We start from the raw sequence: 19,576 nt of genomic DNA on the forward strand, positions 1-19,576 counted from the left end.
ATATCTAATGTATAGTTGCCAACGGATTGCCCACCCATTAGTAAATCGTACTGTACATGGAAATCTCCGCTTATTGCCTGTTTTGTAAACGTCATTTTTTTGTGTCAATAACGAGTGGCATGGAACCCAACTCACTTTCATAATGCCCTTTTTGTTGTTCAATTATGTTCAGTGGTAGTCGCATACTAACCGCTCCCGCACGCATAATCAATGCCTTTTCATGACCTAACTTCATCGTTGTGCGGATGATTTTATCCTCCTGCACCTCATCATATTTCAAATACAGGCTTCCTGCTTTTTCAAGTAGCTGCCCTTTGAGCCACATTTCATAACTTTCGGACTCTCCATCACTTGGACGAATGGTAGAAATGAGCTTAATGTTCACTTGCGATCTTACTTCGTTCGCCATAACGGATGCCCCTTTTTAGTCTTTTACTATAACCTTTTTATTATATATTAGGAATGATGCAATATACAACATGCAAGTGCTTTGAAGTCTGATAAATCAACGATTATGATATTATTCTCCGTTATCTCAACAATGCAAGATAACGCATAGTAAAGCATGGTTTTGGGGCTAAGTGGGGCTAGTTTGAGGCTAATAGTATACGGCGTGCGTGTGTACAGGAATGGGTGAACACTTTTTTTGTGTTACTGAATATGCTACAATAATAAACATTTATTCTTAAGAGTGAATTTGTTATAATTTAATCTCAAATGGACATAATCTGTTTTATAGAAGTGAAATTTTTTATAAATAATCTTAATGGAGGGGATTTTTATGGCTGTACAAGGTATTAGCAAATTACCTATCAGTATAAAACAACATGAAGCTGCCCAACTATTCATGAAATTAGCTAACATTTCCTCAGAAATAGGTAGGCTTGATGAAAAATTCAAAAGATCAATTTTAAAAAGTGATTTAATTAATACACTCGCATTAAATGAGTCAGTTCAATCAACACGTATTGAAGGAACACAAGTTACTTTCACTGATATGGTTGAACAAAGCCATAAATCTGACAAAAAATGGGAACATACTGAAGTAAGGAATTATCAACGTGCTTTAATAATAGGGCAAGAAAGAATTCGTAACGGGTATCCTGTGTCAACTCGCTTAGTTTTAGAATTGCATAGTATTTTGATGGAGGGTGCTCGTGGTACAAACATATCGCGTGGAGAATTCCGTAAAGTTCCAAACTGGATTGGGCCTACTGATAAACTAGAGGATGCTGTTTATATTCCAATACCTGCTAACGAGATTCAAAATTATTTAGAAAACTGGGAAACGTTTGCAAACAAACATCCGTATGATGAAAAAATGGGTATTGAACATTTAAATAAAAGTGAATTTATATTAGATGAGGATAGCCATCCTTTATTAAAAGTAGCTATATTACATGCCCAATTTGAGTCCATTCATCCATTTTTAGATGGTAATGGTCGATTAGGTAGAATTTTAATCGCTCTTTATATGATGCAATCCAAACAAATTTCTAGCCCTATTTTCTTTGTGAGTGAAGAACTAGAAAAGCAACGCGCTCGATATTATCATCTATTAAATGGAACTCGAGGGAAAAATCCGACTTGGTTCAACTGGCTTGATTTCTTTTTAGACGCCTCCAAAAGAATGGCTGACAAATTAAACAAGTTACTAGATCAAGCTGAAGAGGTGGCATTAAAAGGTCTTCAAATTTGTGAACATCACATGCAAAAACAAGTTTATCTCTTCACTTTTAGATATCCTAATATTACAGCGGTTCAAGTGGCTGAGCAATTTAAAATAGCTAACTCCACTGCTCGAAATATTTTAAATGTTTTAGATGAAAAGGGATTGATTTTTAAAGATCGTTCTCAAAAACGCAATATTGAATACTTTAACTATGATGTATTAGATTTAGTAAATCACAGTCATTAAATTATACTTCTAGTATTTAAATTACATGTATATTTATACTAAGAACAACATGTATGTTGTTCTATCCATAAGAAAAAACATCTACGTAATGTGGCACCTGCCGTAGTGAGTACTATCCGCTCACATTTGATTTTTCCATCGTAAATTTTGTTTTACTCAATTTTGAGCAGGTTTGCGTACTTTTATGCAAGCCTGCTCGTTGTTAAGAGATAATTAATTTGCAATGTTTTCATTAGTCGATGTTGGCGCATCGGCTTTTTTATTTTTGTTCACTTTTTATTACCATTTTATATAATTCTTCAGCATGAATATTTAGGGTTTTAATATCATTCGACATTTCTTTAAAGAGCGGATGGAATCCCATATCAATTAAACGTACTGTATCTCGTATTTCATCAATCGCAATACAAGCCATTCCTCTGTCTTTATCCCAACCTTTGTGAACTATATCGTCAAGTCTTTCTATCAATCGTGCCACAGCACCCTGGACAACTTCTAATTGAATCATTTGTGCTGATAAGTTATAGGCATTGTGACTATTTTCATGTACTAATGATTTTACCTTCGCTGCTACTTGTTCCATTCTGATACCTTCTTTCACTGTTTATTTGTTTGCTACTGCATGTAGTAGTAATTGTTTGTTGTGTTCTGACATGACACACCATTCTTTAGCGGTTACTTTCATGTGTCCTCACTTCCTTCATATTAAAATACTATTAGTTGGTCCATCGCGTTCAGTTAGCCAGTTGTAGAAAGGCACTGGACGCTCATTTACGTGTTTTTGAACTATTGTTGATGTATGCCTATCTCTACGTTGTAACGCCTTCTTATGAGCCCCTACGAATATGGCACGTAATGATTTAGTAACCGTCAGCACTCCTTCTTTAATATCATTGGCCATTTTAAAAATGATGTTTTTGGTCAATATGAATTCCTGAATATTACTTACATTAGATGCTAGCACCACTTTATGCAGATCATCCTTGAAGTTATCTGAGATAGGTAAAGAATGCATAAAATCAAAGAGTATTTGTTGATACTCATTCATGAACTCTTTACATGCTTCTCTATTAGCCTGAGCCTGGTTATATCCTTCATCTAATGGAGCTACCTCAAAATGCTCAAAATGGCTTTCGCATATTTCAGATTGGTTTGGCAAAATAATATAGATGTTTGCTCCTCTACCTCCCTTTTCTTTAGTTGTTGTTTGTTTTTTGATAATCCCTAGTGATTCCAGTTTTGAAATAGCACGATAAACCGTCTTTGTACTGATCTCTAAGCTGTCAGCAATTGTGGAAGCTTTTAAATGACAAGCCCCAGGATAATTAAGAGCATGTGAAGCGAGTTTATAAACAATGGCATGCTCTGATTCAGTTAGGTCATAGTAATGTTGCTGGATATGCTGTTCAACGTGCTGATCCATTTCTTGTACTGAATTGAATGTTTCATATTGTGATAAATATTCAAACGCTGCCATTGTTCTCACCTCACTTTCTAATCACGAACTTTAACGAATTTAAAGTATAAATATTGTTCGTATTTACTTAAATGCTTGTTTTAATTTCTTCCTCATATGCTCTACTTCCACATCGGTTAATAACTTGTGATACTTCATGATGCGCGCTAATCGTCTTGTATGTTTTCGAGCATCAGTTACCATATCCAGTTGAATCATTTTATTGTGGATGTACTCATTGCGTTGTGAGATGGTTTTCAATGCTTGTTTACACATGATTCCTTCCCCCTTTCCGTTACTGCAGCATGTCGGCTATTTCTTGTACATTCACCGACTAACCTTTGATGGTTAAATCCACACTGCTTTTTTATCACGTTTAACTCTACAAGGTTAATATATCACCTCGAAAAGTTAATGTAAAGTTATTTTTTAACCTTACAAGGTCACTTTTTTATATTTTTTAAAACTATTTATCATCAAAAGTGTTATAATTAACCTTAGAAAGGGGTTTATAAATGGTTATTAAATCAAATTTAAGAATTTTAATGGCTGAACATCGTATTGATGGAATTTCAGAATTAATGGAGAAGTCGGGACTTAGTAGAAATGCTATTAATCGGTTATACAAGGGAACTGATGAAGAAATGAAGTCAACAAACTTAAAAACGCTTATCACACTATGCGAGGTTTTTGATTGTAAGCTATCTGATCTATTGGAATTCACCCCTGATTAAAAAGAGTAAACAAAAAAACACTCTCGGCTTTAGCAGCTGAAAGTGTTTTTATTTTGTTTTAAATTTATTATGCACAGGAATTTAAGAAATGTTATTTTTATCAAAACGTTTTTTTACCTATCAATTCTTTTGTATAATCAATTAAATTATCATAATGAAATATTCTAGCAAGTGATTCATTTCTTCTCACTTCATATGTTTTCCGTGGATTTACCTCATAGTGTTTTCTTCTACCAGCTATTACAACATAATGCCTTCTACCCTCATCATTCTCTAAAAACTCCTCTGGTAATGCTACTCCAGGCTTAGTAGCTCTTCTAAACTCATTTGACAAATAACTAAAATTTCTATTCAAAGCACTTTTCCAATCTCTAACTTGATTTAACCCTTTTCTGTATGATTCTGCATAATGACAGTTAGCCATAAAGGAAGGGTTTGAAGGATCTTCTAACTCTATAAAAACAAACTCATATCCTCCTGATCCTTTACCAACCAGTAAATAATCTACTACATGTCCGCCAATATTAAATTCTTTGAAAAGAAATGCTCCATGATGGCCAAAGTTATAAAATTTGAAAAGAGAGGCGATTAACAGATAATATTCGTTGTTGTTGATGAAGTTTAACATTTCCCTCTCTCCAGGATTTGAACTTAATAATACCTCGTACTCATTGCAAATATCGTTTATTTTTCCGATATCGCCTAATTCCACTATATCTAAATAGTTATTAGGAAAAAGATGTTTATAATGTCGTGCTGCTTTAGGATACTCTCTAAATTTATTGGATCTACGAAACCTACCTTTATTTTCTGTTTTTTTAACTTCCTCATATAAATTCATCTCTTCTTCACTTAGAACTGTATAATCCTTATTCTTATATAGTTTCAAAAAGAACACCTCTTTCAATGTTTAGTTCTAATTATTATTTTCACTTTTATCATACTTTGAATAAAAAGCCACACCTAGTTAGATGTGACTCAAATACTTGTTAGTTATCAAAAGTGTCTTGTGTTGGAAAATCTTCATGTCCAGCATACATTGCATAACCTGCGTAGTTAGCATATCTAGCATAACCTGCCCTTTTTGCATAAGGACTAAATCCTGAACGTTTTATTCTTTTCTTACTCTTATGGATAATCAATCTGTTATTACTCATAATCTCACCTAAGTAATGACCATTTCTATCATATACTTCTGTTCCATAAAATCTGCCGACATGTTTACCTTTGTATGTCCATAAGTCCGAGCCATCTTTATAACCGAAAAATTTACCTTTCCATGTCCATAACCATTCCATACCAACACCTCCTGTCCACACTAATCATAAACTGGAAATCATTAACTGTGTAATAGGATTTTGACAAAATAAAAAGCAACCACATTTCTGCAGCTGCTTGATTATATATATTAATTATTAAGAGCATGTTTTAAAAGATTAAAAGAATAAATGATTAAGATTCAAAATTCATCGATTTACGCTTACTTCCCCAATGGATTTCAGCATTCCAACGATAGGACATTACGGTGGGACAAAATAGCATAATAACTATTTAAACCACCTATCACGGAGTAGTCTTTTAAATTATTTACTGGTGAAGTATTCTTTCGCTCTTTTAAAATCTAATACTTCTCTTTCGTTTAATCGATTAAGTAACCAACGGAATTTTTGTAGTACACTATCCCTATGTTTTTGTTCCTTAACATTCCATTGTTCAATTTCTTGAATAATTTCTACTAAGTTTTTTTTCAAGTCATTAATAACCCCATTTTTTTGTTCGTATGGTGTTTTGACAAGATATTGAAACGGATTTGCGTAAAGTTCATTGTTTTCATCAATCGTGAAATTCAGAAATACCATTTCCTCGCTCTCTTTAACATCTAACTTATCGACTATACTTTTATCAATAATAATTCTAGGATATACAGCATCCTTCTCTAACCCTGCTGCAGTATTTAAAGCAGGGCCAAAAATAATATTTTCCTTCTCATTATAATAAATATCTCCAAGTACAGCAGCTCCTCTAATAGCTACTTTATGGTTAAGTAATAAATTTAATTGAACTCGGTTTATAGCACCTAGAATATTATTAATATAGTTAGTAAAACTAATATCCTTATCATTACTTTCAGACTCAAATATTAGAATGATACTATCTGAAAAATTTATTAGTTGGAAATCATAGGATTGCCCTTTTGAATAATGATAAACATCATTCAATATTGATTTTACTTTGTCTGGCGTTTCTAAATTATTGTCAATTAAGTTTTTAAAACCTAATAAATCGAAAAATACAAGAATTTTTTTACTGTATTTCACTTCTTTTTCATGAATATTACTTATTTTAACCACTCCAGACATAGTATTTTTTACACAATAAAGATCTCACCTAGTTAGATGTGACTATTATATATTTTCATTTCCAAGGATTAACTTCTGAGTATTTTACTTTTTCTAAATCTACTACATATTGTTGGTTATTATCCTGTGTGAATGTAACAACATTTCTTTTAGATAATTTTGTTAATAAGTCTACCTGACTAGGTGCGTTAACTTTTACAACTAAACTTGTGCCATCCGTAAAGAACAATTCAACTTTATACCACTGTTCCAACCTTTCACCTCCTATCAACCTAATCATAAGTTAAAGGGAAACATTTGTCACATAATGACATATAATAAAATATTTTCTCGAATAGAGTGGTCATGCCCAAAAGAAAAAACACCTATCGAAGTAAGTGTTTTGACAAAGAGTATTTATTCCCACCAGTCTTTTTGTTATCTCTTAAAACTCAACAACAGCTTTCTCTACAATTGAATTAGGATGAACCTGAATTAAATGATAATGACCCTGACCATCATTTAGCCCAAGATAGGTTTGCGTAATATTTCTTAATTGTATAACAGTGTCAATACAGCATTTTTTTAATTTTTTGCCACTATTGCAATAACAAAGTTCGTTTCGATTTATCTCTTTATAATGCGTTGCCCAATCGTTCTTACAAAGAATTCTCCATAATTCCTTTATATCATCAGTGAAAAAAACTTCCTTTTTTAAAGTGGCGCCCATTTTTCTTCCATTACTAAACCCTGCAATCATAGTAATAGGTGATTGGTATTCAAATTGTTTTAAAACTCTTTCTAGTGGTTCTTTATTTAAAGCTACTGTTTTTTTGTATGAATTATTTATTATAGTCTTATTTACTAAATCTGTTTGTTGTTTGGTTAAAATATTCACATCATTATTCATCAATTCAAATGGTAATTTCCCATCATAATACATTAAATAATATTCTGAGGAAATAGGTATTAATATCACAATATCTTTTAACCCTATATGACGATTAGAAATATTAGTAAATCTCCCTTTTATAGAGAGAGAAGCAGTACATAAATATTGATCACTTAAAAGAAATTCTCTTTCAGAACTTTTTATAATTGCAAACTTATAAAAAGTTGATATTGTTTTGCTAAGATTACTTAAATACTTAGAATCTGAAATTTTCCTTAACAAATAAGGTATCCGATCTTCCTTCTTTTCTAATTGAAATTGATATTCGTGGAGAAGCGCACCACTCTTATAATAAAATAAAATGAAATTTTTCATTTGTTCCGTTGCTAGATCACGTATTTCATCTATATTAATTTTTTCATCTTCATAAAGGTCTATTTTTTTCTTCAAATCATTTATTGCTATGCCCATTTCAGTCTCATATTTACCAAAATAATTTTCTAATGTGTTAGTTTCTAAACGTGGATGCTCATATGTATAACTTTCTGACATTGAATTTCTACAACTGGTTGGTATTATTTTCGAACTTTCTAGCAGAGCCTCAAATATTCTTTCTTTTTCATTAGCAAATTCTCTAATTACACATTGAGATACGTAATGCTGATTTCTTGTAATTGAACCCATAATTTTTAGTCCTTTCCCTTTTTTACATACAAGTATATAGCTTCCTCCATTAAATTCCCATCAAAGGAAACCATTCTCTTTTTGTATTGAATTATAAAACCTTATCATACTCATTGAGCCAGTTCTAAAAAGGCACAGGACGCTCTCTATGTACCTTATCCTCCACAGAGATAATGAATTTAATAGACTTCATGTTAGAACGCTCTACAGCCTTGCTATATGCCCTTCAAATACGGCTCTTAATGTACTAGAGACTGTTTGTTCTTTAGATTTCTAAAATGGTAGAAATTTTTGTACTACATAAGCAATATAAAAAGCCTACTTATTAAGTAAGCTTTAGAAAGAATATATATTAAATACAAGCTAAGCAAGTACTTGTGCCAAAGCAGGGAGTAACGGTGAAAACACTGACATATGATTTGCTGCAGATTCCATGAAACTTTTATATTTATCAATAAAAGATGGAGTTCCTCTTGTTTCTTCCATACTATTTACTAAATCTAAAAGAATTATCGAATCACTTTCTGAAGAAATATTTTCATTAATAACTGACCTTAATTCATCAAATATATTATCCTTATTTATGTTAACAATATTTGATGAATTATCTGTAGACCCTATATTTACACGTGAGTTAGCTCCATAAAAGTGATTTGTTATACTTGAAGCCCATTCTTTATACTGCATGGACGATTCTTTTTGTACATCACACTGGTAATGGGCATCAAAAGAATCAAATTCCTCATAAAACCCTCTGTCTACTACTATGTAACTTTCTTCCAATCCATTAGAAAGGCTTCGAACTAAACGATCACCTTCTTCAATTGGTAATTTACTATCAAAGATAAAGATTTTGTTCTTTTGTACATCGGCTTTAATGTTAGGATATATTTCACCATTTTGTTTCTTTAATATTACAATATCTCTTGCCATTTGTTCAAAAAAATCCATGATATACATCGCCATCCTTTTTTTATTTTCGGTAGTAACAAGGTGGAATCTATTACAAATTTTATACTAACTATACGCATTAATATATACTTAACAAATAATTCTTAACGAACTATTCTTCAATCATATCCATTTGAATTAGATGCTTACACTTTGGACATTGGCAAGAAAGCTTATAGTTTTTTTTAGTTGGTTTAAATTCATCTATCAGTGTATTAACAACTCCAGGAAAAGAAAGAATAATTGCTGTAATAGAAATAAAATTTAATGAATCAATATTCCCTTTATAAAATCCGATAATCAAATATACTAAAGAATAAAAGAAGAACCCCATTAAGAATATCCCTAAAAAAATTACACTAACCCGTGTATACGTTTTTTTGATTTTCTCTCTCATCTTTGCATCCCCCTTTACTAAATTACGGATAAACATGAAAATGGTTTCAACGTTATAAAGAAAAAACACCTACCAAAGTAAGTGTTTTCAGATCAAATTATGAGCATTAAATATTTATTGCTTTTGCAATGTAGTCATTAGGATCCACAACTTCATTCCGGATTTCATTTAATACTCTAGATACAGAACTGTTATAACTTTTATCTACTTTATTTAAAATATATCTGGTTTTTCTATCTCCTAAAACACTTCTCATTAAAGAAGCAGCATTACCAAAGCTCCCTAATGTTTGATTGTATTCATTTATAAACTTGTTATAAGTTTCAATTAATGTTTTTGCAGCTATTTCAAATTCATTCATTTTTTGATGTGTAGTAAGTGTAACTTCCTCAAGATCATTTATTAAATCATTTTCCTCTTCCATAGTTATTTCTAAATACATTGATTCACGACGTTTTAGATTAGCAATAAAACGGTAGTGTTGTTGCAATTCGTCCTTTCTCTCTTGAATTTGTAGTAGTATGTCATTTCTGGCCGTTTTGGTCTCTTCTGAATAATCTAAAATATGTCTAGCATCAGCTTTTTCTAAATCGGCTTCTAAACGAGTAATTTCCCCTTCGTTGTAGTCAATTAATGCAAAAACTTCATTTTCTCGCTCCTCTAGATTCTTTTTATACTGTGCTAATTTCTCTAAAACTGGAGATTCAATATTTACTGTCATGTTCAAATTCCGCCTTTCAATTTTAAATATTCATATTGTTTTTGGTACAGGTCATTGTTATTACAAACTACACTTTGAAATTCTACGCACTCAACAGAGTTACCTAAATATGCAGGTATTTGTTGTATGTCGAGTAAAGAAATTTCTCGCAAATCTATTTTTCGGATGTATCGTTTTTTTTGATAATCTTTACCTTCAACCCATTTTTCTTCTATAGGAGTAAATTTAAAAGACCATCCTGATAATTGCTTATTTTTAGCTTTATTAATTACTTCATTATCAAAAATTTGTGCTTTGATTCTTAATCCTATACTGTCCTCAAAAAGTTCTATATTTCCATCATTTAAAGAACCGAGTTTCCTTTCCCAATTGTGATTTAACAAGAGATCCACATCCCTTGCTCTACGTAAAGCTTCTTCAAATGTACCTGGAGTAATAATTTCAATAAAATCCCCGTTCTTCGAATGGTTTAAAATTTTACTTCCCCTGCCAACCACATTGACATAACCTTTTAATGTAATGCTTTTTAATTTCACTTGTGTATTCATTTTCTCACCTCCTTAAAAATTTTCATTTAGGGAATTTTTTTCGAGCAAATGGGGGCAGTCGGTGTACCGTAATTTCGATATTTTTAATCCAAAACCCCGGGGGTACTCTCCAAAATAATATTTTTTAATAGAAAATAAAAAATCCAATAACATACACACCACTGTGCAGCTACTGGACTTCGAGAGTCTCTAATATTATTTAACTTTGTAATGATTGATTGCTTTACAGCGTGTGCATTGTACTTCTAAATCGCAATCACTGGTACTTACTTCATACTCTTTATTCGCTTTAAGTAATAGCTTTCCGCATTTTGTGCATCGTAGTTCTTTCATAACGTCACCTCATTATCTTTTAAGTATTGAGAGAATCACGAGTGTGTTCCTCTTTTATTTTTTCATCACGCCAATAACGTTCACCAATTAATGCTAGATTGTTTATGACAGCTTTCCTTAAGGTTTCATAATCTACCTTCTGAGACTGTTCAAAATAGCGTATAAACAGCTTTCTATCTCCCACACCAATTTGTTCACATAACTCTCTAAAACGCTTGTATTGAAGCTGTATGCGTTCTAAACGTTTCTTATAAGCTGCCTTCTCATCAATAATCATAAATGCTAGAATATCCGACCTACTCGAAAGAGATTGATCGTTATCATACATAGACACGCCATAACTAAATTCGTACAACTGAGCAAAGTGTGCTGCTTGTCTTCTCTCCAAATAGTTTGCTAGTTTGTTGGCCTGAGCATCCATCCACAATGAATACATATACTCCCTTACTTTTTGTTCTAGTTCTGAAACAAAAGTATCTGAATCACTTTCGATTGCATAAGGTGTGTCAGCTGTAATAAGTGCTAATTGTTCACCAAAAGCTTCTGAAATAATAGTTTGATTCATGCAGCACACCCTCCTTTCAACTAAATCTAACCGGATAGTTTGTTTGAATTAAATATTCAATTTTCACACCTGTATCAAGATTTAAAAACAATGAAATCTTTATCATGGCTGCATCTCTAATCTTTGTATATGTCATTGCACTTATTGGTGGATCAAACTTTAAATTGTAGACGTGATAATCTGTCAAGTATTCACTATTAGCTGACAAATATCTTGCTTCAATTAGAAAGCGTTCTGGTGTCGGTAATCTCTCAATAGCTCGTTCAATCATTTGGTGAAAGGCAACATTATCATTATCTGGATTCTCTACAGTAAATTTAGAAAGTCGATAACGTTCCAATTCATTTACAACAGCTTTACGAATTTCTACTTTCTCCATTTTTGTTAAGTGTTTTAATAGTTTCATTGGTATCATCCTCGCTCCTTACTTTTGATAACCTATATTTCACTCGCTCCAATCAAAATCATCTGGATTATTTCCGTCTTGTATCCATCGTTGGAATGCTATTTCTTTATCTCTTGGATCATAATGCAGTTTCTGGTTTGGCTGAGTTGGCTTTTTATCAGTGTTCATTTTTATAGCCAGTTCCATAAATCTCTCACGAAGCTTTTTGGCTGATAGTACATTTGTTTTCCAAAATGAATCTTCTGTTACCCAATCCATTACTTGCTTCGCTAGATGTTTATCTACTCCATCAAGCTCGATTAATTTACGCATATCATCAGCCCAAGTTTGCATATTGGACTTTTTGATTAAATAAGATATTCCAGCTTCATTTGCAACTGCAGAAACTTTCTCATGAAAGTATATTGCCATTTTGAAATAGGTGCTGTCCTCGTCATATTTTTTTTGACGAGTAGTATTTATATCTTTTATATCTTTTATATCTTTATTACATCCCTCATTTTTGAGGGTTCTCTCCATCAAATTTGAGGGTTCTCTCTCTAAATCTGAGGGTTCTCTACTTTCAGAACCGTCATTTTTGAGGGTTCTATTTTTATAGAATTTCTTTGAGTTTTTCACTTTAAAAATATTTCCATAGGGTGTTCGTTTTGTGGTTATATACCCGTATTTTTTTAAAGTTGAAATATTCCGTTCAACTTTCGCCAGACTGTAACCTAACGATTCGGACATTTCAATATTTTTAACAGGTCTACCGCCAAGAACAATGCCGATAGTTTCATCATTCTCAACAACTTCTTTTGTAACTTTAGATATTAACCACAAAAACTCCCATAAAGCAGATCCAATTTTTCCGACATGTTCTGGCTCGAGTAGACCCGTGAAAACTGGAAAAAAGAAATCATCAGACATCGTCTCCACCACCTTGTCAATGCCTATGTTGCTTAAATTGTACAGGTACTCTTTTATTCATCGTTTTCTAATTCAAGCTGCAAAAATGCTTGTGTAGCTTCCTCATGTGTTATGAACCCTTGCTTAAGGGTAAACATTACTTTATTTATTTTTAGGCTTTTTTCCGTTAAAACCGCTAGTTTGTTTCCTTGAGGATCTAGCTTCACCCTAACTTGAGCACCTTCGTAAATTGATGAACCACGATTCCATACCTGACTTGAATCGTGTTCAACAATTCTATTTAATATATCTTTAATAGTAATAGTCTTGTATTGGTCACCCTCTTTTACTTCGATAAGATCACCTTCTACTAAATCCATGTACGAAAAACGGCCATGGACTTTGTGCACTAAGGAAACAATATCAATGCCAAAATGCACAGTTATACGTCCAATTAAATATTCTTCATTCATTTTTCTCGCCACCTTTAATTTCACTCGTGTTAAAATCACTCATTCCTGTACATACGCTTCGCCCAAACATATTTTTAATTACCATTCACTTGTAATCTCACTTATTACTTCAAAAGCCTGTCTCGCTGGCCACCAACGTTTACGATTTTTCTTGACCTCAATGGCTCGCATACGAACATCACATACAAGTTCACTTTCTAAAAATCTTTGTGACATGTTCGTTAGTTCTGCCATTTTGTTTAAATCGATCCACCACAATACTTCTCTTATTTCTTCATCAAGCCGCTTTTCGATATACTGCCGAATGGCTTGCTTATCAAGATTGACCTCAATGTTTGCTGGTAACATTCACGCACTCTCCTTCATATCGCAATTAAATCATTTGGTGTACATTCAAAATACTTACAAATTAAAGTGATAGTTTTAATGTCTATTCGTGTGGTTTTTTCGTGATAAATACTAGATAAAGTATTCCTAGAAATACCTGTCGCTGCTGCTAATTGCGTTATGTTTATACGCTGGTCGGCCATTAATAAACGTAAATTATTTTTCATTCTTTCCCTCCTAACCGGTTAGCAAAATATCTATCAAAGTACAAAAACGACAACTTTATTTGTCGTTAATCCTTTTGTAAAGTCTAACAAACAGAAATTAAAATGACAAGTTTATTTACGTTCACGTTAAATAAACTTGTCATTCCGTTAGACAAATGTTACATTTTCATTTAGAAAGGTGGGTTTATCAATGATAAGAAATCGATTAGCTGCATTAATTGCAGAACGAGGGTTAAAAATCACACGTGTAGCAAAAGATACTGGTATTTCAAGAAATACTATTACTTCAATATCTCAAAATGACAGCGAAATGATGCGAATGGAAACTATTAATACTTTGTGCAAGTATCTTGGTATTACTCCGTGTGAATTTTACGAGTATGAACCTTTAGACATTGATTTTTTTATTGAAGTTAATTCTTGTCAATATACTATAAAAGATCAGCAATCAGATGCTTTCGACATAGAGAACCACATCAATATTACAAATGCAGATATAGATGTGATAATGGAAGTGAACAAGAATCCACACAACAAAAGTTTTGATTTATCCTGCAAACTTATTGATAGTGTAGAACTATCCTTAGATAATAATGAGGATTTATTCGGGTCTGGAATACCTTTAGTAATTGAATTTGATAATGATAATGAAAAAAATATGTTCGTTGATGAAGTCTACACTAAAATTAGTGCGGCTTTTTATCAAGACATCTACAAAAGTCTTGAAAGTAAATTAACTCAACAACTCCAAACTTATTTAATAAATGACTTTCAGGCGGACTCTCTAGACAACGATCTTTATATACAACATATAGAAAACAAACTTAGGAACTTATCTATAAACCTTCATTCAGATGTATTTAAAAAATTCTAATTGATAGTTAATATAACTTTAAAACTCACCTATTCCTGTACACACGCTTTGCCCAAGCATGAAAGGAATGAACAAGGTGAAACTATATAAATCAACAAAAGAACCTGAAATATACCACTATTTCAATGCAAATGAAGAAAAACTGTGGATGTTTCGACATAAGTATTATGATGCCGCTAATAAACGGAGAGAAAAGAAAAAAAGTGGCTTTAAAACAGAAAAAGCAGCATTGAAAGCCCTTTTGGAAATAAAGGCTGCAACGCTGCGCGGACAAACAAAGCATATAGAAAATGAGAATCTAACTGTTAGTGATTGGTTGGATATGTGGTATGCAGAGAATAAAAAAGACTGGAGCATAAAAACATTGGTGCAACGTGAATCTGCTATACGTTTGCAAATGAAGCCATTACTTGGTCATTACAAGCTCCAAAAGTTAGACAAAGCCACATATCAACGTGAGTTCATTAATGTGTTAGAAAAGCGTTATGCACCCTCTATGTTGAAATTATTACACACTCTTTTTAAAATTGCTATCAACGCTGCTGTTGAAGCTGAGGTGTTAGATCGTAATCGTTTTACAAAAGTTAAATTATCAGACGATGCAAAAATAGAGAATTTCCTTACACCTGCTCAATTAGTCGTTTTCTTAGAAGATGCAAAGAAAAATGAAAATATAACGAGTTATTCTTTTTTATTGACCGTTGCTTATACTGGATTGCGTTGCGGTGAAGCGTGCGGGCTCCAATGGAGAGATATTGATTTTGAGAATAATACAATCACTGTTGCCCGCTCTCGTGGCCAATATGGTGTTGGTAAAACAAAAACTAAAAATAGCGAACGAACAATTATGGTTGATCAGGTTGTTATTGATCAATTAGAAATGTATAGGAAATGGTGTAAGAAGAAATTGTTATCGCGAGGGAAAAAGTTGAAAGATGTAAATGACGATACATTTATTTTCATTTCGGAACATTTAGGAGAACCGATTTCAACAAACAATACAAATTTAGCGATTAAGAGAATTATCCAGAGGACCAACCTCCCTAAAACTACACTACATGGTTTACGGCATACTCATTGTACGGTACTACTAAATAACAAGCTACCAGTGAAAGTAATTGCCGAAAGATTAGGTAACACACCTCAGATGGTCCACACGGTTTATGGACATGTATTAAAGGAAATGGAGCAAGAATCGGTGACAGTATTTAGTCAAAGTTTAAATGCTGTTGGGGCTAAAATTGGGGCTAACTCTTAATGAGAGAGCCTTTAAAGCGTTGATATTAAAGACTTTTCTTTGTGTAGAAATAACCTTTTTATTATAGGATGAATACTTATGTTTTTTCAAGATAGAAGTGATGTAAAGGTCCACAACAAGTTTATGAGAGTAAATAAAAACCCTCTCCTTCCAATAACTGAAAGAGAGGATTTCATTTTATCTATACCATTTTTTTATGATCAATTGTTGAACTATTAACAATAAAGCACTAACTGTCCAATAGATTGGGATAATCGCTGGATTGAACAGACTAAAAATGAGGATCATGATTGGATTAATAAATACCATTATCTTTATATTTAACGGTTGGCTTTTCTCTAAGGCGATATAACTTTGAATTAAATAAATCAAACAAGCAATCATCGAAATCCCAATATCAATCGTACCTAAATTCATCCAAAGGAAATTTTCACTGGCAATCACTGAATCTAACTTAATCGCGTAATACAGTGAAAATAATATAGGTAATTGAATGATGATTGGTAAACAACCTACTAAAGAACTTTTCAATGAATCTGAAGTTAGCTCTTGGATTTTATGTTGTACCACTCTTTTTTCAGATTCGCTTTGACTATTCTTATATTTGTCCGTAAGCGCATCTAATTCAGGCTTAATGGTAGTCATTAATTCTTTTGAGTGCTTTTGATGTTTTGCCGATTGAATAAATAACGGCATAAGAATTAATCTGACTACAATCGTAATGCCAATGACACTAAGTGCATAGCTGCCTGTAAAAGAATGAATAAAATGAATGACGTTAATAATAGGTTGTGCTAGAAATGTTAACAATGATATTCCTCCTAGTTTAAAAGTTTAAATCAAACTAGGAGATACACTTTCTTCCTCATTATCTTCGGACATTCTAATACACAGTACAAACCACGTTAGCATAGGTGGAGTCCAAGTATTCGTGATATTATAGTCCACTTCAAGCTCTTCGTCCTTCACTTGTTGAACGGTTATTTTATTGACGAGATACAGATGCAAATGAACACTTAGGACAGTTAAAATCAAAGAAGCTAATAGCCAAAAGTATTCCATTGTACTAACAAAGATGAATAAATCATTGATGAGAAGTGACCAAATCATAATACCCCTCCTTCCCTCTCTATATACAAAAATTATATTCGTATGTTGAATAATGAGTCAAATGAATCCTCATATACTATTTGTTCTATTTCGTAGCAACTGCACAAGGAAATAAAACAAGCCAGGTAAAACGATAATTAAACCCACTATTATATAAATTTGGCCAATACTCAAATCTAAAAATGACGCAGAGGCAAAGGCAATTCCTAATGGCATAGCGACCCGTAGAAAGAGTAAACGAACAGCACTGAGTTGCGCCATGCGATCTTTAGGTGCGATTTTCTGAAAGATGGCTGCACTACGAGCATTAAAAAGTGGAAACATTATTCCACCAAACAACTCACATAACCAAGCGATTGGTATGGATTCCACAAAGTACAGACAGACAAATGAAAGCCCCCCACCGATTAATCCGAGATACATGGTTTGATCGGTTTTCGGTATCTTTGCCAGTAAGAGTATGCCAATAAAATAGCCAATTGGAAAAGATCCAGCAAATATCGCATATTCCCATGATTGCCCATTAAGAGATTCACGAATGAAAGGAACGCTTAATACAGTTGTTGCGCCCACAGCAAACTGCACAGTTGTGGAGAGAAGCGTCAGCCTCAATAGATGTGGATAGTTAAAAAAGCTGTGATATCCTTCTTTCATTTCTTTCCACCAAAACTTCTTAGACCATACTGGCACTCTGTCTATACTTACTTGAGAAATCCCGGTGAGAGACAGATAACTGACTAGAAACATACAACAAGAAAATACATAAATAAATGGTATTGGACTTACTAATAAAAGGAATGAAGTCAATCCCGGAGCAAGAAAACTCATAAGTCGAATGGTACCATCCAATAAACCATTTGCTTCTGTTAATTCTTTTTCTTCGCAAATCTCAGGTAAAAGCGAAAAGGAAAGACTAGCATAAATAGGCTGCAGTAACCCCAATATGCATTGTAAGATGATTAACCCGAAGATAATTCCTTCATTTTTGTATAGAACGAAACCAATTACAGGAAATAGATACGCAAGCGAGCGAATAAGTTGGATATTTTGAATCGCTTTTCCTTTAGAAACATGATTTAAAAATGGTGCTGCTACACCTTGTAATACTAATGAGGGAATAAAATAAACTAACCAAAATACACCTAACCATTCCTTTGATCCTGTTAATTCGAACAGCAAAAGACCGTTAATAATGCCACCTGCTGCACTACCCAATTCTGATACAATTTCACCTATCCAGAGTGCTCTAAAAGATTTGGAATACCTCTTCATTTTTGATTCTCAAGATACTGTGTAAGTTTTTCTGTTAAATAGTTAAGTTCCGTTGGATTTGCCGAATAAATTCCTTTATCAACTTTAATAAATCTAGCAGCCTTTAAAATAGACAGTTGATGATGTAGCGTAGTCTTAGAAAGATTAAATCGTAAACTTAAGTCTTGTAATGCGGAAGGTCCTTTTAATAATTGATAGAGTAATTTTAAGCGAAGCTCATCTCCCAATGCTTTATACCCTCTAACCAACTCCACAGAAGGAACACCTGGTTCTAGTAAATGTTCTTCATTTAACGGATAAAAGAACAGTTTAGTATGACAGGTCCTTTTTTCTAAAACCCATGGACGATAGGATACATGTGGAATAAGTTTAACTGTCCAAACAGATGGTTCGAGTTGATACTTTACGCCACCAGTGATCTGTTCAATTTTTTCGATAGGGTCTGTCATGTTGATTGAACGAAATCTTTTTTGTTCAAAATCAAGTGCTTGCATCCACTTATCCCATTTCTCGTTTTTACGTACCCAGTTATGCCACTCGAACATGGCTGTTGTAAAAATATCACACAAGTCTTTATGTGAATACTTCGCAAGATTACGTATATATCCTCCTAGGTATTCATGGTCATCAAAATACTTCGCATATTTCTCTATCTGTCGAGGATTATTATACTGAGCAGAAGTTTCTTTTCTTATAGCCTCCGTTTCCCGATTTTTGTATGGCAAAAGTATTTCATAGAAACAATCTGCAGCTATGTTTTGAAGTTGATTCGAAAAATCTTGAATTGATAGCGATGATAATTTGTCCTGTAGCAGAATTAAAGCAAACCAAAAATTAGTTTTTTCAATCAATGCTAAAGATTTCACTAGCTGTTCAGGCATTGATTTATGTGCAATGGTCCACTCTTCATCAAATTCAAATGTGTGGCGAAGACGTGTATGTGTATATCCCGAGATACCAAGAATTACTTCCCAAACAAGTGAAGATTCTATTGTTAATTTAATTTGTTCCGTAGGCTGTGGTGAATATAGATATTTCAACAAAACTCCTCCTTCATACTTACATATAATAAAATTCTAAATTATACGAATATTTAATTCAATATTTTTCGAATATAAAGTTTTATTAATTCAAAATTAATTAAAATACAAAATGGGGCTAGCTCATAGCTAACCCCACTCAAGTAACTTTATTTACAAAGGC

General features: G+C 32.8%; 28 protein-coding genes. 4 read left to right on the forward strand and 24 right to left on the reverse strand.

The genetic code is table 11. The annotated features are described in order from the left end of the window. Positions 1 to 91: 91 nt before the first annotated feature. Positions 92 to 409: a YwiB family protein gene (locus ACEVFT_RS18600; RefSeq protein ID WP_393950981.1), complete on the reverse strand. Its 318-nt coding sequence runs from the start codon at positions 407 to 409 to the stop codon at positions 92 to 94. 372 nt (positions 410 to 781) lie between these two features. Between ACEVFT_RS18600 and ACEVFT_RS18605 the strand changes: the two genes are divergently transcribed. Next, complete coding sequence (locus tag ACEVFT_RS18605; RefSeq protein WP_393950982.1) at positions 782 to 1,918, forward strand: Fic family protein; 1,137 nt, start codon at positions 782 to 784, stop codon at positions 1,916 to 1,918. A 259-nt stretch (positions 1,919 to 2,177) separates the two neighbouring features. On the opposite strand, the gene ACEVFT_RS18610 is transcribed toward ACEVFT_RS18605, so the two are convergent. The 3 genes from ACEVFT_RS18610 to ACEVFT_RS18620 form a co-directional block, all read right to left on the reverse strand. Then, positions 2,178 to 2,501 (reverse strand): hypothetical protein, encoded by a 324-nt coding sequence (locus ACEVFT_RS18610; RefSeq protein WP_393950983.1) that lies wholly within the window; start codon positions 2,499 to 2,501, stop codon positions 2,178 to 2,180. 117 nt (positions 2,502 to 2,618) lie between these two features. Next, positions 2,619 to 3,395 (reverse strand): helix-turn-helix domain-containing protein, encoded by a 777-nt coding sequence (locus ACEVFT_RS18615; RefSeq protein WP_393950984.1) that lies wholly within the window; start codon positions 3,393 to 3,395, stop codon positions 2,619 to 2,621. Positions 3,396 to 3,458: 63 nt separating this feature from the next. Continuing rightward, positions 3,459 to 3,650, reverse strand: coding sequence for a hypothetical protein (locus tag ACEVFT_RS18620; RefSeq protein WP_393950985.1), 192 nt, complete (start codon positions 3,648 to 3,650; stop codon positions 3,459 to 3,461). A gap of 239 nt (positions 3,651 to 3,889) precedes the next feature. Here ACEVFT_RS18620 and ACEVFT_RS18625 point away from each other — a divergent pair, with 239 nt between their 5' ends. Next, positions 3,890 to 4,108, forward strand: coding sequence for a helix-turn-helix domain-containing protein (locus ACEVFT_RS18625; protein ID WP_107950266.1), 219 nt, complete (start codon positions 3,890 to 3,892; stop codon positions 4,106 to 4,108). Positions 4,109 to 4,208: 100 nt separating this feature from the next. On the opposite strand, the gene ACEVFT_RS18630 is transcribed toward ACEVFT_RS18625, so the two are convergent. The 16 genes from ACEVFT_RS18630 to ACEVFT_RS18705 form a co-directional block, all read right to left on the reverse strand. Next, the gene (locus ACEVFT_RS18630; protein WP_393950986.1) at positions 4,209 to 4,997 is read right to left on the reverse strand and encodes a Shedu anti-phage system protein SduA domain-containing protein; all 789 of its coding nucleotides are present in this window, start codon (positions 4,995 to 4,997) and stop codon (positions 4,209 to 4,211) included. Between the two features lie 100 nt (positions 4,998 to 5,097). Beyond that, positions 5,098 to 5,406 carry a 4-fold beta flower protein gene (locus ACEVFT_RS18635; protein ID WP_393950987.1) on the reverse strand — a complete coding sequence of 103 codons (309 nt, stop codon included), beginning with the start codon at positions 5,404 to 5,406 and terminating at the stop codon, positions 5,098 to 5,100. A gap of 285 nt (positions 5,407 to 5,691) precedes the next feature. Further along, positions 5,692 to 6,468, reverse strand: a complete 777-nt coding sequence (locus tag ACEVFT_RS18640) for a hypothetical protein (protein WP_393950988.1) — start codon at positions 6,466 to 6,468, stop codon at positions 5,692 to 5,694. 55 nt (positions 6,469 to 6,523) lie between these two features. Further along, complete coding sequence (locus ACEVFT_RS18645) at positions 6,524 to 6,721, reverse strand: hypothetical protein (RefSeq protein WP_393950989.1); 198 nt, start codon at positions 6,719 to 6,721, stop codon at positions 6,524 to 6,526. Between the two features lie 171 nt (positions 6,722 to 6,892). Then, a complete protein-coding gene (locus ACEVFT_RS18650) occupies positions 6,893 to 8,023 on the reverse strand; it encodes a DUF4238 domain-containing protein (protein ID WP_393950990.1) in 1,131 nt (376 codons plus the stop codon). A 363-nt stretch (positions 8,024 to 8,386) separates the two neighbouring features. After that, a complete protein-coding gene (locus ACEVFT_RS18655; protein ID WP_393950991.1) occupies positions 8,387 to 8,974 on the reverse strand; it encodes a hypothetical protein in 588 nt (195 codons plus the stop codon). A 112-nt stretch (positions 8,975 to 9,086) separates the two neighbouring features. Next, a complete protein-coding gene (locus tag ACEVFT_RS18660; RefSeq protein WP_393950992.1) occupies positions 9,087 to 9,371 on the reverse strand; it encodes a hypothetical protein in 285 nt (94 codons plus the stop codon). A gap of 106 nt (positions 9,372 to 9,477) precedes the next feature. Further along, entirely contained in the window at positions 9,478 to 10,092 is a 615-nt protein-coding gene (locus ACEVFT_RS18665; protein WP_393950993.1) for a hypothetical protein, read from the reverse strand. Positions 10,093 to 10,094: 2 nt separating this feature from the next. Continuing rightward, positions 10,095 to 10,640, reverse strand: a complete 546-nt coding sequence (locus ACEVFT_RS18670) for an HK97 family phage prohead protease (RefSeq protein WP_393950994.1) — start codon at positions 10,638 to 10,640, stop codon at positions 10,095 to 10,097. Positions 10,641 to 10,835: 195 nt separating this feature from the next. After that, a complete protein-coding gene (locus ACEVFT_RS18675) occupies positions 10,836 to 10,973 on the reverse strand; it encodes a Com family DNA-binding transcriptional regulator (protein WP_140423013.1) in 138 nt (45 codons plus the stop codon). A gap of 19 nt (positions 10,974 to 10,992) precedes the next feature. Beyond that, positions 10,993 to 11,538, reverse strand: coding sequence for a hypothetical protein (locus ACEVFT_RS18680; RefSeq protein ID WP_393950995.1), 546 nt, complete (start codon positions 11,536 to 11,538; stop codon positions 10,993 to 10,995). 16 nt (positions 11,539 to 11,554) lie between these two features. Then, positions 11,555 to 11,953: a hypothetical protein gene (locus tag ACEVFT_RS18685; RefSeq protein ID WP_393950996.1), complete on the reverse strand. Its 399-nt coding sequence runs from the start codon at positions 11,951 to 11,953 to the stop codon at positions 11,555 to 11,557. A gap of 30 nt (positions 11,954 to 11,983) precedes the next feature. Further along, a complete protein-coding gene (locus ACEVFT_RS18690; protein WP_393950997.1) occupies positions 11,984 to 12,853 on the reverse strand; it encodes a hypothetical protein in 870 nt (289 codons plus the stop codon). Between the two features lie 53 nt (positions 12,854 to 12,906). After that, positions 12,907 to 13,305, reverse strand: coding sequence for a hypothetical protein (locus tag ACEVFT_RS18695; protein WP_393950998.1), 399 nt, complete (start codon positions 13,303 to 13,305; stop codon positions 12,907 to 12,909). A gap of 78 nt (positions 13,306 to 13,383) precedes the next feature. Next, on the reverse strand, positions 13,384 to 13,653 hold the full coding sequence (locus ACEVFT_RS18700) for a hypothetical protein (protein ID WP_393950999.1): 270 nt from the start codon (positions 13,651 to 13,653) through the stop codon (positions 13,384 to 13,386). Positions 13,654 to 13,667: 14 nt separating this feature from the next. Beyond that, a complete protein-coding gene (locus ACEVFT_RS18705) occupies positions 13,668 to 13,859 on the reverse strand; it encodes a helix-turn-helix domain-containing protein (RefSeq protein ID WP_393951000.1) in 192 nt (63 codons plus the stop codon). Between the two features lie 190 nt (positions 13,860 to 14,049). On the opposite strand from ACEVFT_RS18705, the gene ACEVFT_RS18710 reads away from it, so the two are divergent. Beyond that, on the forward strand, positions 14,050 to 14,733 hold the full coding sequence (locus ACEVFT_RS18710) for a helix-turn-helix domain-containing protein (protein WP_393951001.1): 684 nt from the start codon (positions 14,050 to 14,052) through the stop codon (positions 14,731 to 14,733). Between the two features lie 76 nt (positions 14,734 to 14,809). Further along, positions 14,810 to 15,991: a site-specific integrase gene (locus tag ACEVFT_RS18715; protein ID WP_456951998.1), complete on the forward strand. Its 1,182-nt coding sequence runs from the start codon at positions 14,810 to 14,812 to the stop codon at positions 15,989 to 15,991. A 177-nt stretch (positions 15,992 to 16,168) separates the two neighbouring features. Here ACEVFT_RS18715 and yidC read toward each other — a convergent pair whose 3' ends face one another. From yidC to ACEVFT_RS18735, 4 genes are all read right to left on the reverse strand, one after another. Beyond that, the gene (gene yidC / locus ACEVFT_RS18720) at positions 16,169 to 16,801 is read right to left on the reverse strand and encodes a membrane protein insertase YidC (protein WP_342442406.1); all 633 of its coding nucleotides are present in this window, start codon (positions 16,799 to 16,801) and stop codon (positions 16,169 to 16,171) included. A 24-nt stretch (positions 16,802 to 16,825) separates the two neighbouring features. Next, positions 16,826 to 17,101, reverse strand: coding sequence for a hypothetical protein (locus tag ACEVFT_RS18725; RefSeq protein WP_342442405.1), 276 nt, complete (start codon positions 17,099 to 17,101; stop codon positions 16,826 to 16,828). 69 nt (positions 17,102 to 17,170) lie between these two features. After that, positions 17,171 to 18,373, reverse strand: coding sequence for an MFS transporter (locus ACEVFT_RS18730; protein ID WP_342442404.1), 1,203 nt, complete (start codon positions 18,371 to 18,373; stop codon positions 17,171 to 17,173). After that, complete coding sequence (locus ACEVFT_RS18735; RefSeq protein WP_342442403.1) at positions 18,370 to 19,413, reverse strand: ArsR family transcriptional regulator; 1,044 nt, start codon at positions 19,411 to 19,413, stop codon at positions 18,370 to 18,372. The genes ACEVFT_RS18730 and ACEVFT_RS18735 overlap by 4 nt, the downstream gene beginning before the upstream one ends. Positions 19,414 to 19,576: the final 163 nt, after the last annotated feature.

The sequence above is a fragment of the Lysinibacillus sp. PWR01 genome (assembly GCF_043359455.1).
Classification (GTDB): domain Bacteria; phylum Bacillota; class Bacilli; order Bacillales_A; family Planococcaceae; genus Lysinibacillus; species Lysinibacillus fusiformis_F.

Bases quoted from the DNA above. Each gene is read 5' to 3' on its own strand.
- ACEVFT_RS18600 (WP_393950981.1), bottom strand. From the start codon at position 409: ATGGCGAACGAAGTAAGATCGCAAGTGAACATTAAGCTCATTTCTACC.
- ACEVFT_RS18605 (WP_393950982.1), top strand. From the start codon at position 782: ATGGCTGTACAAGGTATTAGCAAATTACCTATCAGTATAAAACAACAT.
- ACEVFT_RS18610 (WP_393950983.1), bottom strand. From the start codon at position 2,501: ATGGAACAAGTAGCAGCGAAGGTAAAATCATTAGTACATGAAAATAGT.
- ACEVFT_RS18615 (WP_393950984.1), bottom strand. From the start codon at position 3,395: ATGGCAGCGTTTGAATATTTATCACAATATGAAACATTCAATTCAGTA.
- ACEVFT_RS18620 (WP_393950985.1), bottom strand. From the start codon at position 3,650: ATGTGTAAACAAGCATTGAAAACCATCTCACAACGCAATGAGTACATC.
- ACEVFT_RS18625 (WP_107950266.1), top strand. From the start codon at position 3,890: ATGGTTATTAAATCAAATTTAAGAATTTTAATGGCTGAACATCGTATT.
- ACEVFT_RS18635 (WP_393950987.1), bottom strand. From the start codon at position 5,406: ATGGAATGGTTATGGACATGGAAAGGTAAATTTTTCGGTTATAAAGAT.
- ACEVFT_RS18640 (WP_393950988.1), bottom strand. From the start codon at position 6,468: ATGTCTGGAGTGGTTAAAATAAGTAATATTCATGAAAAAGAAGTGAAA.
- ACEVFT_RS18650 (WP_393950990.1), bottom strand. From the start codon at position 8,023: ATGGGTTCAATTACAAGAAATCAGCATTACGTATCTCAATGTGTAATT.
- ACEVFT_RS18655 (WP_393950991.1), bottom strand. From the start codon at position 8,974: ATGGATTTTTTTGAACAAATGGCAAGAGATATTGTAATATTAAAGAAA.
- ACEVFT_RS18660 (WP_393950992.1), bottom strand. From the start codon at position 9,371: ATGAGAGAGAAAATCAAAAAAACGTATACACGGGTTAGTGTAATTTTT.
- ACEVFT_RS18665 (WP_393950993.1), bottom strand. From the start codon at position 10,092: ATGACAGTAAATATTGAATCTCCAGTTTTAGAGAAATTAGCACAGTAT.
- ACEVFT_RS18670 (WP_393950994.1), bottom strand. From the start codon at position 10,640: ATGAATACACAAGTGAAATTAAAAAGCATTACATTAAAAGGTTATGTC.
- ACEVFT_RS18675 (WP_140423013.1), bottom strand. From the start codon at position 10,973: ATGAAAGAACTACGATGCACAAAATGCGGAAAGCTATTACTTAAAGCG.
- ACEVFT_RS18680 (WP_393950995.1), bottom strand. From the start codon at position 11,538: ATGAATCAAACTATTATTTCAGAAGCTTTTGGTGAACAATTAGCACTT.
- ACEVFT_RS18685 (WP_393950996.1), bottom strand. From the start codon at position 11,953: ATGATACCAATGAAACTATTAAAACACTTAACAAAAATGGAGAAAGTA.
- ACEVFT_RS18690 (WP_393950997.1), bottom strand. From the start codon at position 12,853: ATGTCTGATGATTTCTTTTTTCCAGTTTTCACGGGTCTACTCGAGCCA.
- ACEVFT_RS18695 (WP_393950998.1), bottom strand. From the start codon at position 13,305: ATGAATGAAGAATATTTAATTGGACGTATAACTGTGCATTTTGGCATT.
- ACEVFT_RS18700 (WP_393950999.1), bottom strand. From the start codon at position 13,653: ATGTTACCAGCAAACATTGAGGTCAATCTTGATAAGCAAGCCATTCGG.
- ACEVFT_RS18705 (WP_393951000.1), bottom strand. From the start codon at position 13,859: ATGAAAAATAATTTACGTTTATTAATGGCCGACCAGCGTATAAACATA.
- ACEVFT_RS18710 (WP_393951001.1), top strand. From the start codon at position 14,050: ATGATAAGAAATCGATTAGCTGCATTAATTGCAGAACGAGGGTTAAAA.
- ACEVFT_RS18725 (WP_342442405.1), bottom strand. From the start codon at position 17,101: ATGATTTGGTCACTTCTCATCAATGATTTATTCATCTTTGTTAGTACA.
- ACEVFT_RS18730 (WP_342442404.1), bottom strand. From the start codon at position 18,373: ATGAAGAGGTATTCCAAATCTTTTAGAGCACTCTGGATAGGTGAAATT.